Annotated in this window: 12 protein-coding genes and 1 tRNA gene; 6 read left to right on the forward strand and 7 right to left on the reverse strand. The window is 59.8% G+C overall.

The genetic code is table 11. The features are described from left to right. Positions 1-6: 6 nt before the first annotated feature. Complete coding sequence (gene argB, locus RHIBUN_RS0105270; protein ID WP_018857708.1) at positions 7-894, reverse strand: acetylglutamate kinase; 888 nt, start codon at positions 892-894, stop codon at positions 7-9. Between the two features lie 134 nt (positions 895-1028). Here argB and RHIBUN_RS0105275 point away from each other — a divergent pair, with 134 nt between their 5' ends. The 3 genes from RHIBUN_RS0105275 to RHIBUN_RS0105285 all read left to right on the forward strand — a co-directional run bounded on the left by RHIBUN_RS0105275 (position 1029) and on the right by RHIBUN_RS0105285 (position 2969). Then, positions 1029-1568 (forward strand): sigma-70 family RNA polymerase sigma factor, encoded by a 540-nt coding sequence (locus tag RHIBUN_RS0105275; RefSeq protein ID WP_025658748.1) that lies wholly within the window; start codon positions 1029-1031, stop codon positions 1566-1568. Further along, positions 1565-2284, forward strand: a complete 720-nt coding sequence (locus tag RHIBUN_RS0105280; protein WP_018857706.1) for an anti-sigma factor — start codon at positions 1565-1567, stop codon at positions 2282-2284. Before RHIBUN_RS0105275 ends, RHIBUN_RS0105280 begins: the two co-directional genes overlap by 4 nt. Positions 2285-2411: 127 nt before the next feature. After that, positions 2412-2969 (forward strand): fasciclin domain-containing protein, encoded by a 558-nt coding sequence (locus RHIBUN_RS0105285; protein WP_025658749.1) that lies wholly within the window; start codon positions 2412-2414, stop codon positions 2967-2969. Between the two features lie 52 nt (positions 2970-3021). On the opposite strand, the gene yihA is transcribed toward RHIBUN_RS0105285, so the two are convergent. The 4 genes from yihA to rpmH all read right to left on the reverse strand — a co-directional run bounded on the left by yihA (position 3022) and on the right by rpmH (position 6161). Beyond that, positions 3022-3681 (reverse strand): ribosome biogenesis GTP-binding protein YihA/YsxC, encoded by a 660-nt coding sequence (yihA, locus tag RHIBUN_RS0105290; RefSeq protein WP_025658750.1) that lies wholly within the window; start codon positions 3679-3681, stop codon positions 3022-3024. A gap of 126 nt (positions 3682-3807) precedes the next feature. Continuing rightward, on the reverse strand, positions 3808-5604 hold the full coding sequence (yidC, locus tag RHIBUN_RS0105295; RefSeq protein WP_025658751.1) for a membrane protein insertase YidC: 1797 nt from the start codon (positions 5602-5604) through the stop codon (positions 3808-3810). Next, positions 5604-6005 (reverse strand): ribonuclease P protein component, encoded by a 402-nt coding sequence (gene rnpA, locus RHIBUN_RS0105300; RefSeq protein WP_007802014.1) that lies wholly within the window; start codon positions 6003-6005, stop codon positions 5604-5606. Before rnpA ends, yidC begins: the two co-directional genes overlap by 1 nt. Before the next feature lie 21 nt (positions 6006-6026). Continuing rightward, positions 6027-6161: a 50S ribosomal protein L34 gene (rpmH, locus tag RHIBUN_RS0105305; protein WP_016552555.1), complete on the reverse strand. Its 135-nt coding sequence runs from the start codon at positions 6159-6161 to the stop codon at positions 6027-6029. 447 nt (positions 6162-6608) lie between these two features. Here rpmH and RHIBUN_RS0105310 point away from each other — a divergent pair, with 447 nt between their 5' ends. From RHIBUN_RS0105310 to RHIBUN_RS0105320, 3 genes are all read left to right on the forward strand, one after another. Continuing rightward, positions 6609-8609 carry a methyl-accepting chemotaxis protein gene (locus tag RHIBUN_RS0105310; protein ID WP_025658752.1) on the forward strand — a complete coding sequence of 667 codons (2001 nt, stop codon included), beginning with the start codon at positions 6609-6611 and terminating at the stop codon, positions 8607-8609. 156 nt (positions 8610-8765) lie between these two features. Further along, positions 8766-10289, forward strand: a complete 1524-nt coding sequence (locus tag RHIBUN_RS0105315; RefSeq protein ID WP_025658753.1) for a HAMP domain-containing sensor histidine kinase — start codon at positions 8766-8768, stop codon at positions 10287-10289. A gap of 122 nt (positions 10290-10411) precedes the next feature. Further along, positions 10412-10488: transfer RNA gene (locus RHIBUN_RS0105320), tRNA-Arg, on the forward strand. A 173-nt stretch (positions 10489-10661) separates the two neighbouring features. Here RHIBUN_RS0105320 and RHIBUN_RS0105325 read toward each other — a convergent pair. Both RHIBUN_RS0105325 and RHIBUN_RS0105330 read right to left on the reverse strand, forming a co-directional pair. Then, on the reverse strand, positions 10662-11855 hold the full coding sequence (locus RHIBUN_RS0105325; protein ID WP_025658754.1) for a succinylglutamate desuccinylase/aspartoacylase family protein: 1194 nt from the start codon (positions 11853-11855) through the stop codon (positions 10662-10664). Between the two features lie 517 nt (positions 11856-12372). Beyond that, a complete protein-coding gene (locus RHIBUN_RS0105330; protein WP_025658755.1) occupies positions 12373-12843 on the reverse strand; it encodes an aminoacyl-tRNA deacylase in 471 nt (156 codons plus the stop codon). Between the last annotated feature and the right edge of the window lie 112 nt (positions 12844-12955).

Here is a 12955-nt window from a genome sequence, read left to right on the forward strand (position 1 = left end):
CGCGGCTCAGGGAACGATCAGCGTTCCCGCGCCATGCTCGGTGAAGATCTCGAGCAGCACGGAATGCGCGGTCTTGCCGTTCAGGATGACGACACCCTGGACGCCGGCCTTGATCGCATCGATGCAGGTCTCGACCTTCGGGATCATGCCGCCGGAGATCGTGCCGTCGGCGATCAGCGCGTGCGCCTGGGCAACGGACAGTTCCTTGATCAGATTGCCCTGCTTGTCGAGAACACCGGGGACGTCCGTCAGGAAGAGCAGACGGGTTGCACTCAGCGCCCCGGCGATCGCGCCGGCAAAAGTGTCGGCGTTGATGTTGTAGGTTGCGCCGTCGCGGCCGGGCGCGACCGGTGCGATGACCGGGATCATCTCGGAGCGGGCAAGCAGATCAAGCAGCGTGCGGTCGACTTCGACCACCTCGCCGACGAAGCCGAGGTCGAGCACGCGCTCGATGTTCGAGTCCGGATCCTTGACCTTCTTCTGCGCCTTTTCGGCAAAGACCATGTTGCCGTCCTTGCCGCAAAGGCCGATCGCCCATTCGCCCGTCTGGTTGATGAGCGCGACGATCTCCTTGTTGATCGAGCCAGCGAGAACCATTTCGACGATCTCGACCGTCTTGGCGTCGGTGACGCGCAGGCCGCCCTCGAACTTCGATTCGATGCCCATCTTCGTCAGCATCGCGCCGATCTGCGGGCCGCCGCCGTGGACGACAATCGGATTGACGCCGGACTGCTTCAGCAGCGCGATGTCGCTCGCGAAAGCCTTGCCCAGCTCGGGATTGCCCATGGCATGGCCGCCGTACTTCACGACGATCGTCTTGTTTTCGTAACGCTGCATGAAGGGCAGGGCCTGCGCTAGGAGGCGTGCCTGGGTTTCGCTTTCGGACTGGTTCATGGGATACCCCGTGGAATTGATCGCGGCCTTTTATCTCAAGTTTTTGACAGATGGAATAATCCAGAGGCCAATAGTTTGCCGTATGTGCTGGCAACCGCGCTCGAGAAGATCGGCGCTTTGGCAAGAGGCATGGGATGACCAGCGACGAAATCGCACATTTGATAAGCCTCGTTGCGATCGGGGACCGCAAGGCATTCGCTGTGCTCTATCGCGAGACGAGCCCGAAACTTCTTTCCATCTGCCTGCGTATCTTGAGAGACAGAACGGACGCCGAGGAGGCGACCCAGGAGGTCTACGTCAAGATCTGGCAACGCGCCGGCGTTTTTGCTGCTGGATCGGGGGCACCATCTTCCTGGCTCGCTGCGATTGCGCGTAACCAGGCGATCGACATCATGCGCGCGCGCAAGCCGGTCGCCGACGAACTGGACAGTGCATACGACCTCGCGGATGACGATCCTTCGCCCGAGATACAGACTGTGATCAAGGATGAGGGAAGGCGGATTGACACCTGCATGGAAGAGTTGGAAGCTGATCGGGCGACGGCGGTGAAGAGAGCCTATGTCGAAGGGCAGAGCTATCAGGAACTGGCCGATCAGTTTGGCGTCCCCTTGAACACGATGCGCACATGGCTGCGTCGCAGCCTCTTAAAACTGAGAGAGTGCATGGAACGATGACATCGCCGGATCAGAGCAAGGGAGGCCGCTCCCGCGACGAGGTACTCGCCGGTGAGTATGTTCTTGGTGTTCTTTCCTTCAAGGATCGGCGGGTTGTGGAAGAGCGGATGCGCCGCGACAGGCAGTTCGCAGCCATCGTCAGCCGCTGGGAGACCAACCTTTCCGCTTTCAACGACGATTACGACGTCGTCAGCCCCGGTCAGGAAACGTTCAAGCAGATCGAAGCACGTTTGTTCGGTGAGCCGGAAGCTGTCGCGGTGCCGTCGCGCGGTCTATGGAGCTCTATCGTTTTCTGGCGTTGTCTTGCGCTCGTCTCGCTGCTGATCACGGCGGGTGCACTGACAATCGCGACCGTCGCGGTCACGCCGCCTCAAACACCGGCACCGCTCGTCGCCGAGCTGACCGCTGCTAACAGCCAGGTGAACCTGCTCGCCTCCTATGAGCGGCAGAGCGGAAGGCTGAGGATCGTGCCCGTCGCCATTGGCAAGCCGCAGGAGAAGTCACTGGAGCTTTGGCTCGTTCCGGCAACCGGCACACCAAGGTCGCTTGGCGTGTTTCCTTCGGATCAGACCGGCGAGCTGGTCATACCGGTTGATATGCGCGGCAACATAGGCGAGGGCGCGTCCCTTGCCGTCAGCCTCGAGCCCTTTGGCGGCTCTCCGACAGGCCAGGCCACGGGCCCGATCGTGGCGAGCGGCACGACGCACCGCCGCTAACACTTTTTTTCGGCACACGTGCATTCTCGCTGAAACTCTTCCTGCAAGCCTTCCGTAGCTCCTCATGTCCGCAAGGGAATGCCGGCATTCGGCCGGTCTCATAAGCGGATGCTAGAGGAGAACCGTCATGATGAAGTCCGCCCTGCGCTTGAGTGCGCTTGCCGTTGCCGTTTCCACATTTGCTTTCGTCGCTGAGGCCAAGAATCCGATTGTTGGTGGCGCTGCGATGTATCCGACGAAAGACATCGTGCAGAATGCAATGAACTCGAAGGATCACACGACGCTGGTTGCTGCCGTCAAGGCTGCCGGTCTCGTGTCGACACTGGAAAGCAAGGGACCCTTCACCGTATTCGCTCCCACCAATCAGGCCTTTGCCGAATTGCCCGCCGGCACGGTCGACACGCTGCTGAAGCCTGAAAACAAGGCCACGCTGACGAAGGTTCTGACTTGCCACGTCGTCGCGGCCGATGCGATGGCCAAGACCGTTGCCAAGATGATCAAGGCCGACGGCGGCGAACACGACATCAAGACCGTCGGCGGCTGCGTGCTGAAGGCCAAGGAAAGCAGGGGCAAGATCACGATCACCGATGAAAACGGCGACGTCGCCCACGTCACGATTGCCGATGTGAAGCAATCCAACGGCGTCATTCACGTCGTTGACAAGGTTCTGCTGCCGAAGATGTAAATTAGGTCAGGCGGTCAATAGAAGGCGCCCCGTTCCACCGGGGCGTCTTCTTTCATTTCCAGTTGGCGATACCGACCGTTTGCGCGATTGCCTCGCGCAGGTCATCGAGACCCTCGCTCTTTTCCGAGGACGTGGCGATGATGGCCGGATAGGCGGCGGGCCGCTTCTTGATCTTGTCCGCGGTCTCCGCGAGCAACTTGGTCACAGCCGGTGGTTTGATCTTGTCGGTCTTGGTCAGAACAATCTGGTACGAGACGGCAGCCTTATCCAGCAGATCCAGCACCTCATCGTCGTTCTTCTTCACTCCGTGGCGGCTGTCGATCAAAACGTAGACGCGCTTCAACGTCGCGCGGCCGCGCAGGTAATCGAAGACGAGCTTCGTCCAGGCGTCGACCTGGTCTTTCGGCGCCTGCGCGTAGCCGTAGCCCGGCATGTCGACCAGAGCCATCGGCGGCAGGTCGCCGCTTTCGCCCGAATAGCCTTCCGGCACGAAGTAGTTGAGCTCCTGCGTCCGGCCTGGCGTATTGGAGGTGCGCGCCAGCCCCTTGTGACTGACGAGCGCGTTGATCAAAGAAGACTTGCCAACGTTCGAACGGCCGGCAAAAGCCACTTCCAGCGGTCCTTCCGGCGGCAGGAATTTCAGGGAGGGAACACCGCGGATAAAGGTCCAGGGGCGCCCGAACAGCGGCTTGTCGTTCTTGTTGTCGGTCATTCGGCCTTTTCCAGCAAAATCCAGTGTGCCTATGGCATTCAGGTTCCAGGCGATTTTGTCAACCGCACAGTCGTCGGACACCGCGGCGGGGTACAAATGAAAAGCCCCGCCGGAGCGGGGCTTTCGTCATTTCTCTGTGGGAGCCGGCTTTCGTTTGAAGAGCCCCTTCAAATTGTCGAAGAGCTCGATCTTCACGCCATGGCGGCGCATGATCACGCCCTGCTGGATGACCGAAAGCGTGTTGTTCCAGGCCCAGTAGATGACCAGGCCAGCCGGGAAGCTTGCCAGCATAAAGGTGAAGACCAGCGGCATCCAGTTGAAGATCATCGCCTGTGTCGGATCCGGCGGGGTCGGGTTCATGCGCATCTGCAGGAACATCGTCACACCCATGATCAGCGGCCAGACGCCGAGATGCAGGAAGGTCGGAGCGGCAAACGGCAACAGGCCGAAAAGGTTGATGAACGAGGTCGGATCGGGCGCCGAAAGGTCCTGGATCCAGCCGAAGAACGGCGCGTGGCGCATCTCGATGGTGATGTAGATCACCTTGTAGAGCGAGAAGAAGATCGGGATCTGCAGCGCGATCGGCCAGCAACCGGCGATCGGATTGATCTTCTCTTCCTTGTAGAGCGCCATCGTCGCCTGTTGCAGGCCCATGCGGTCGTCGCCGAACTTGGCCTTCAGCTCTTCCATCTTCGGCTGAACACGCTTCATGTTCGCCATCGAAGCGTACTGCTTGCTGGCGAGCGGGAAGAACAGCGCCTTGACGACGATGGTGGTCAGCAGGATCGCGACGCCGAAGTTGCCGAAGTAATGGAAGAAGAAGTCCATCAGCCTGAACATCGGCTTCGTCAGGAAGTAGAACCAGCCCCAGTCGATCAGGCGATCGAAGCGAGGGATCTGATACGTATCCTTGTAGTTATCGATGACAGGAACGACCTTGGCGCCGGCAAAAATCAGGTTCTTGAGCTCAGTCGACTGGCCGGGCGCGACGGTGACCGCATTCTGCTTGTAGTCCGCCTGGAAACGCGGTTGTCCGTCCGTGAAGTGGCTGAAGCGGGCGTCGAAGGGGGTCTGCTGCGGCGGGATGAGCGTCGCTGCCCAATATTTGTCGGTGATCCCGAGCCAGCCGCCGGTTGCGTTCGCCATATTGACGGCTTCTTTTTCAACGGCGGTATACTTGCTTTCGACAAGTCCATCTTCGCCGATGACACCGATGAAACCTTCATGCAGAACATAGGTGGAGGCGACAGCCGGCTTGTTGTAGCGCGTGATGCGGCCGTAGCCGGAAAGCGCGACCGGAGCCTGACCGGCATTGGTGATCTTGTCCGTGACCGTGAACATGTAGTTCTCGTCAACGGAAATGGTGCGCGCGAAGGTGACGCCCTTGTCATTGGTGTAAGTAAGCGTGACCGGGGTCTTTTCGGTCAGCTTTGCGTCAACCGGCGCTGTCCACACCGTCGAGGGACCCGGCACGCTGCCGGTCGCGTCGCCACCGATATAGCCGAGTTCGGCAAAGTACCCGTCCTTCGTTTCGGAGGGGCTGAGCAGGGTGATGATCGGGCTGCTGTCGTCGACTGTCTCGTGGTAGCGCTTGAGCCGGAGGTCGTCCAGACGGGCGCCGACAAGGTTGATCGAACCGGAAAGTGCCTGCGTATCGATCGTGATGCGCGGGTTCTTCGCAAGAGCATCTGCAATCGACGCCACCGCCGGAACCTGGTCGGTGGGAGCCGACCCGTTCGGCTGCGCCGTCGTTGCGCCGCCGGGCGCAGGCGTCTGCACTTGCTCGGTGTGTTGCTGTGCCTTCTGGGCAAGCTCCGCCTTGCGCTGAGCCTCGATGCGCGGATTCATATAGAGGAACTGCCAGCCGAGAACGATCAGCACTGAGAGAGCGATCGCAATGAAATAATTGCGGTTGTTTTGCATCATACGTTCCTGGGGCGGCCGTCTCCGGACCGCTTGTGTTTCGGCTTGGTCTCGACGCGAGTTTTGAGCTCTGCGGCTAATTCTTTGAAGGATGCTTTCAGCACGTCCCTTCGCGCGACAACCACATAGTCGTGTCCGGGCTGCATTGCAAACCCTGCATGAAGTCGCACCGCTTCTTTCAGGCGCCGCCGCATGCGGTTTCGTTCGACCGCGTTGCCGTGTTTCTTGGTGACGGTGAAGCCGACGCGGGCTTCGGTCTCCGGTTCCTTCCGGTCGAGCACCTCAAGCAGGAAGAAACCGCCCTTGCGTTTTTCGCCCTGGCGGACAGCAAGAAACTGCGGGCGGCTTTTCAGCCGCCCGGCAGTCATTTTCTTGTTATTGGTCGTCAATTCGCCCGCCATCTCTTATCGGGCAATTCGGCCTTAGGCCGAAAGACGCTTGCGACCGCGTGCGCGGCGAGCAACGATAACCTTACGGCCGCCCTTGGTGGCCATACGTGCACGGAAACCGTGGCGGCGCTTGCGGACAAGCTTGGATGGTTGGTAGGTACGCTTCATTTATTTAAACACCGCGGAGTGCGGCCCTTCTTGAATTTGCATATTGCAAGGAGCGTTGTTTTTCGAACGGGCGAGGCTAACGAAAGCCTTATATGACCGGACGTGCGGCGGCTTATACGGATGACGGCAGTCAAAGTCAATTATCGCCGGGAATTTCCGAGTTTGCGCCCGCAGTACAAGATTTCGTGAAGCGCATTAATCATTGTGACAAGCAGTGAGCCATGCGCTGGCGTAATATTTTTCTCAAGTTTCAACTACAGCACGCATCCTGCGTAGCGTCTAACGCTTCTGCGCGCAAAAAGCGAAGCGGCGGCGATTAAGTACGGGTAATTTTTTGTAGTGCTGCAGCCAAGCACCCGAAATCTAACGTTAATTTATTTGGGCCAATTTTAGCTATCGGCCGGAATGCTTTCCCGGCTTGTCATCAGTCTTTGGGGGGCTTTTCCTTTGAAAATTCGAGGTAAGATCAATCTGCTTGTTTCCGCCATGTGTGGCGTTGCATTGCTGATCGGGGCGACGGCGCTTTGGGCCGTGCATCAATACGATACTAATCTGTCGGCTTACGAAGACGCATCTGATCGCGCCTACGCCGGTGAGCGCCTTAACCGTTTTGTGACGGCGACGGTCATGGAAGCACGCGGAATTTACAGTGCGCCCACGACGAAGGAGGCCGCTACCTTCGCCAAGGGACTGCTTGCGAACCTCGACAAGATCGACAATGTGATCGCCTCCTGGACCCCGCTCGTTCCCGAAAGTCAGAAGGGTGCTTTTGCCAAGCTGGTTGAACGTGCCAAGGAATTCCGGACATTCCGCACCGAAACAGCGCGTCTCGGCACGGAAGTGAGCCCGCAGGCTGCCAGCGAGCAAGGCAACAACGATGCCAACCGCGCCAACCGCAAAGCCTTCCAGGCCGAAATCGACGCTGTCGTGGCCACCGACAAGGCGACGCTGGACGCTGTCAATGCTCTCGTCGAAAGCTCGCGCACCTCAATCTTGTGGCTCGTGATCGCGATCAGTGTTGTCGGCGTCACGGCTGGCATCGGCATGGGCTTCTACATCGGCACGATCCAGCTCAGCCGTCCGATCAACAAGGTTACCCAGGCGATCAAGGAAGTGGCTGACGGCAATTTTGATGCCGACGTGCCGTTTGCCGGCCGTCAGGATGAAATCGGTGAGATGGCTGCGGCCGTTGCCGTCTTCAAGGAAAACGGTCTCGCCGTCCGCCGCATGAACGCGCAGGAGGCCGCCATGCGTGCCAAGAGTGACGATCTGCAGTCCAGCATGTCCGTGGTCGTGGCTTCCGCAGCTGCCGGCGACTTCAGCCGCCGCATCGAAAAGGACTATGGTGACGAAAATCTCAACCAGTTCGCCACCAACATCAACCAGCTGCTCTCGAGTATCGATGCCGGTGTCGGCGAAACACGCCGCGTGATTGCAAGCCTGGCGGAAGGCGACCTGACGCAGACGATGCGCGGCAGCTTCCACGGCGCCTTCGCCGAACTGCAGCAGAACGTCAACAGCACCTTCGCCACCCTTCAGACGACCATACGCGAAGTCCGCGAAACGGCAGAAGGCTTCCACGGAAACACCAACGAGCTGCGCGCCGCAAGCGACGACCTCTCCAAGCGCACCGAGCAGCAGGCAGCGGCTCTCGAGGAAACCTCGGCAGCCCTCGATGAGATCACGGCCGTGGTCAACAATTCGACAGAGCGCGCGCAGGAGGCCAGCGTCATGGTGTCCGAGGCCAAAGACGATGCCGGCAAATCGGGCGTTGTCGTCCGCAATGCCGTCGACGCCATGGGCCGCATCGAGCAGGCCTCGCGCGAAATCAGCCAGATCATCAACGTCATCGACGAGATCGCCTTCCAGACGAACCTGCTGGCCCTCAATGCCGGTGTCGAGGCCGCGCGTGCCGGCGAGGCAGGCAAGGGCTTTGCCGTCGTCGCCCAGGAGGTCCGCGAACTGGCGCAGCGCTCGGCAACCGCCGCAAAGGACATCAAGGGCCTGATCACCAAGTCGGGGGACGAAGTCCAAGTCGGCGTGAAGCTCGTTCAGGCCACCGGCGAGGCGCTGTCCCAGATCGAAAGCCGCGTCAACGCGATCAACGACCATATTCACTCGATCGCGACTGCCGCGAAGGAGCAGTCGACCGGCCTCAAGGAGGTCAACACGGCCATCAACCAGATGGACCAGGTGACGCAACAGAACGCCGCCATGGTAGAGGAAACCTCCGCGGCAACGCACAAGCTCTCCGGTGAAGCCGACGGCCTCGTCCGCCTCATCTCGCGCTTCAAGGTTTCGAACGTGCCGGCCGCGGCTCCTGTCGCCGTTGCGCGCCAACAGGAGCATCGTCCGGTGGCCTCACCAGCGCGCCGCGCCATGGGGACCGTCGCACGCGCATTCGCCGGCAATGCCGCCGTCGCCGAGCAGAATTGGGAAGAGTTCTGATCAGCCCTCTTCCTCTTTCGACCGATCGGAAACGCCGCCTCGGGGCGGCGTTTCCTTTTGTCGCAAGCGGCGTTGCTCTCAAAGATTTGAAAGCGGACCGTCATCGGCTAATATAGAAATCGCGAAGGGCGCCTGGCGCCGAGCGGACGAAAGACGATGCAAGCCAACGATCAAGGCGAGAATCTTCCCCAGAGCGGTGCTGCAGGGAACGAGACCAACAGGGCGGAGCACCGCCCGTCCGGAAAGTTCGGCGGGCTTTCCGGCAAGCTGCTGTGGCTGACGGTTGTCTGCATCATGCTAGCCGAGGTGCTGATCTTCTTCCCCTCGGTTGCCAGTATGCGTCTGCGCTGGCTGGATGAGCGGTTGAACGCCGCGGCCGCAGCCGCGATCGTTATCGATGGCCTGCAGCCGGTGGAGTTGCCTCGCGCCTTACAGAAGGAAACTTTGGAGGCGACCGGCACCAAGGCGATCGTCTTGCGGAAAGAGGGCACCTCGCGTCTGCTTGCGACGACGGATATGCCGACCTCCGTTGACGAACAGTATGATCTGACCGACGTGCCGCCGATGATCGCGATCCGCGATGCGCTCGATACGATGATTTTCGGCGGCAATCGCATGATCCGCGTCTATGGCCCGGTGCAGGATACCAATACCGGCGTGGAAGTGCTGATGAAGGACAAGCACCTCCGCAATGCGATGCTGGTCTATTCCCGCAACGTCTTTCTGTTGTCCATTCTGATTTCGATGTTTACCGCGACACTGGTTTTCTTCGCGATCAACCGGATCCTGATCCGGCCGATTCGCAAGCTGACGGGCAGCATGCAGCAATTCTCCTCCGATCCGGAAAATCCGCAGAACGTCTTTGTCGGCGATGGCGGGCGCGATGAGCTTGCGGTTGCCGGCCGACACCTGACCTCGATGCAGATGGAGCTGCAGAAGACGCTGAAGCAGCAGAAGAACCTTGCTGCCCTGGGGCTTGCCGTCTCCAAGATCAATCACGACATGCGCAACATCCTGGCCTCGGCGCAGCTGATGTCGGACCGCCTCGTGGACGTCGACGATCCTATGGTGAAGGCCTTCGCGCCAAAGCTGCTGCGCACGATCGACCGCGCTGTCGGCTATACGACCGAGGTCCTGTCCTATGGCCAGGCAAGCGAGGCCGCTCCGCGCAGGCGCCGCGTCCGGCTTTTCGACCTGACACAGGACGTCAAGGACATGCTCGCGGTCGATGCCCAGAGCGACATTGAATTCGTCGAACAGATGGCGCCCGACCTTGAGGTCGATGCAGACAGCGAGCAACTGTTCCGGGTTATCCACAATCTCTGCCGCAACGCCGTGCAGGCGTTGAGCGTGCCTGGCGCGGGGCGGGGACCGGATGGCATCAAGCGAATCACGGTTTCGGCCCAACGTGTCGGCAGCGTCGTCAGCATCATAGTCGACGACACTGGCCCCGGCATGCCGCAGAAAGCCAGACAGAATCTCTTCGCAGCCTTCCGCGGCTCAGCCCGCTCCGGCGGCACGGGCCTCGGCCTAGTAATCGCCCGTGAACTGGTGCTGGCCCACGGCGGCACGATCGCTCTTGTGGAGAAACCATCGGTCGGAACGCAGTTCCGCATCGAAATTCCGGACCGCCCGGTATCCCTGGACGATTATCGCGGCCGAGCACTCCAAGAAAAGTGATGCATTTTTCGCATTTCAGCTCTGCACCACCAAAGTCGCGATTTTTTCAGAATGCCTATTGCAATCCCTCAAAGGACCCTTTAGAGAACCGCCCACGCAAGCGGTTTGACCGCTTCCGGCACGCACCCGTAGCTCAGCTGGATAGAGCACCAGACTACGAATCTGGGGGTCAGGAGTTCGAATCTCTTCGGGTGCGCCATTCCCCTCATTAAGACGAAAATGCTGTGAAGCTGCGGCTTTGTTCCGACGAGAGCCTCTGCGTCTCGCCGGGTGGCAGCTAGCAAGGTGGACACGCCAAGCCCTTGGCGTGCGCGCAAGAGCGTCGCAAATGCTTGTCCTGCGAAGACAAGCAAAGATCGCCCGCACGGTGAATTACTCGGGATAAACCTCGGAGCCTTCAGGCGTTGGCTTGTTGAATAGGATGAATACCAAGGGGTTGCCGGGCTCGGACATTCCATCGCTGCGTTGACCCGTTATCTCGCCAGCCACACCGCTTGTATACTCCGCAACCACCTCGCCGAAGCTGTTGCGCTGTATTGCCACCTTTTGCCCGGCTTCGACCTTGTCGTTCAGCTTGACCAGATGCTCGACGATCCCGCCCGCGGTGGCAAGAATCGGGAAGGCGCTGTTTCCGACAAAGACACTCACGTCCTTGCCTGTGCGTCCCATCGACCCGGCGACGATGCCGTAATGCTTGAGGACATTCATCGTGCCTTCCACGAACAGAGAGATCATGTCGAGGTCCAGCACCCGCGCAGCGCCGATCTCCGGCGTAAAGGCCGGAATTCCCACGTCGATGAACGCGTTATGCAGGACACCGGGATAGACATGGTTGTCGAAGATCTGGCCGACCGGATAGAGCTCCAGCATTGCCTTGACCTCGGGCAGATCCATGCCGCCAATATTAAACGCTGTCACTTCGAATCCGGTTGTTCCGGTGTGGAAGTCAATCGCGAAGTCGGCGTTCGGCCGCAGCAGCCGGTTGAACAGGAGCCCGGCGTGCCGGCTGGGCGCGGTGGCGCCGTTCTCATTCCCGGGCCACTCCCTGTTCATATCGATCAGATCAATGCCTCTGCCCTGATTGGGCCATCTGCGCTGCATGCTTTCGACGGCTGGGCGGGACACGTCCGTGACCGCCATCACCGTGCCCGACATTTCCGCCGGATCGAGCTGGTTCATCACCGTCTGGACTGTATGGATAGAACTCATTTCGTCGCCATGCACACCACTGACAAGGATGGCGCGCTTACCTGGCTTTGTTCCCTTGGCGACCACCACAGAGACATGCCAGTGCTGTCCGGTGGGCATTTCAACGCCCTGAAAATAGAGGGCATGCTTCTTGCCGGGCTCCAGGTCGTTGACGTCAAGCGCGCTGACGACTTTCTTCCCGTCGATGACGTCGCCGGTGTAGGCTGTTCCTGATGACGGATTGGTAGAGGGTGCCGCTGCTTGCTGGGCATTTGCAGCACCAGCGTTGACGGCAAGGGCGGCGGATGCGCCGACCGTCGCGATGGATGCTACCAGGAAATGGCGGCGATCGAGGCCTTCTTTAGATTCGTCCGGCATGATGAAGCCCTTTGTGGTTTGAAAAGTTACATTAGAACAACGGCATAGAATCGGTTGCAAAAGTCGTGCACGATTTCAAACTAGGGTGCGCTGCTGAACTCGCAAGGTTTGCGATTTCGCGATCTTGCGGCTTCACTCGGTAAGATCCGACAGTAAGATGAAGCGGGCATGCCTGGACGTCGACAGCGATAACAATCACGTGCCAGTTCTCAGTTTCATCTCGCCCGATGCTGCGTTTATGTCCCTCGAGTGCTACAGGCCGTACTCACAAGATGTCGGATCCGATCCCGGCCAGTAGTCCTGGTGTGGCTCGCAATTTTGTCATGGGGAGGGTGTCGAGACGCTGCAGATCAAAGGGAATCGGATCGAAGGGCGCCACATTCCAAAATCGGTCATGCCCACAGTCCTCGCTGATCGGGCAAGCCTGCCTACGACGAAATGTTGCCTTCTTGGCATGCGTCCAGCGCATTGCCTTGCCGGAGCAATCGAATTGCGAGCGGCTCTTTAGATCCCGACCTTACGGCCGGTGACTGAAGCGGGCGATTTGCGCGTCCTTCATCAGGTTCCGGAAGCTGGGGCCGCTCATATGCACCAGCGTCGTGTGGTCGCCGCCCTCGAAATAGACGTCACTGGCGTCGCCGAGGCTTTCGTCGAGGATCACAGGCACGTTGTAGGCCGACCCGATCGGTGGGACAGCGCCAATGTCGCAGTCGGCGAAGAGCGAGCAAACCTCATCTTCCGAGGCGAGGCCGAGGCGCCTGTCCATGACATCTTGCAGCGTGCCGAGTTCGATCCGGTGCGTGCTGGGAACGACGGCGAGGACGTAGCCCATTTCATGATGCACGACGACGGATTTCGCCAGTCGGCTGCCCGGAACATGGGCGGCTTGCGCCGATTGGCTGGTTGTCGCTGTGCGATGATGCGGGACGGTATCATAGGCGATACCCTCACCGTCGATATAATCCTGAAGTTTCCTTGCGATCGTCATCGTGGGCACCCCTTATATTGCGTGGGGAGGCATAACAGGCATTCTCCTCTCATCGTCTGTGAAGTCAACGGCGAACGGGTCTGGTCGGTCGGTTGGCCGATGACCGCCACCG

Origin of the sequence: Rhizobium sp. IBUN, from assembly GCF_000510625.1 — a bacterium.
Taxonomy (GTDB): domain Bacteria; phylum Pseudomonadota; class Alphaproteobacteria; order Rhizobiales; family Rhizobiaceae; genus Rhizobium; species Rhizobium altiplani.

Excerpts from the sequence above, each read along its gene's own strand:
- argB (WP_018857708.1), bottom strand. The coding sequence starts at position 894 with ATGAACCAGTCCGAAAGCGAAACCCAGGCACGCCTCCTAGCGCAGGCC.
- RHIBUN_RS0105275 (WP_025658748.1), top strand. The coding sequence starts at position 1,029 with ATGACCAGCGACGAAATCGCACATTTGATAAGCCTCGTTGCGATCGGG.
- RHIBUN_RS0105280 (WP_018857706.1), top strand. The coding sequence starts at position 1,565 with ATGACATCGCCGGATCAGAGCAAGGGAGGCCGCTCCCGCGACGAGGTA.
- RHIBUN_RS0105285 (WP_025658749.1), top strand. The coding sequence starts at position 2,412 with ATGATGAAGTCCGCCCTGCGCTTGAGTGCGCTTGCCGTTGCCGTTTCC.
- yihA (WP_025658750.1), bottom strand. The coding sequence starts at position 3,681 with ATGACCGACAACAAGAACGACAAGCCGCTGTTCGGGCGCCCCTGGACC.
- yidC (WP_025658751.1), bottom strand. The coding sequence starts at position 5,604 with ATGCAAAACAACCGCAATTATTTCATTGCGATCGCTCTCTCAGTGCTG.
- rnpA (WP_007802014.1), bottom strand. The coding sequence starts at position 6,005 with ATGGCGGGCGAATTGACGACCAATAACAAGAAAATGACTGCCGGGCGG.
- rpmH (WP_016552555.1), bottom strand. The coding sequence starts at position 6,161 with ATGAAGCGTACCTACCAACCATCCAAGCTTGTCCGCAAGCGCCGCCAC.
- RHIBUN_RS0105315 (WP_025658753.1), top strand. The coding sequence starts at position 8,766 with ATGCAAGCCAACGATCAAGGCGAGAATCTTCCCCAGAGCGGTGCTGCA.
- RHIBUN_RS0105325 (WP_025658754.1), bottom strand. The coding sequence starts at position 11,855 with ATGCCGGACGAATCTAAAGAAGGCCTCGATCGCCGCCATTTCCTGGTA.
- RHIBUN_RS0105330 (WP_025658755.1), bottom strand. The coding sequence starts at position 12,843 with ATGACGATCGCAAGGAAACTTCAGGATTATATCGACGGTGAGGGTATC.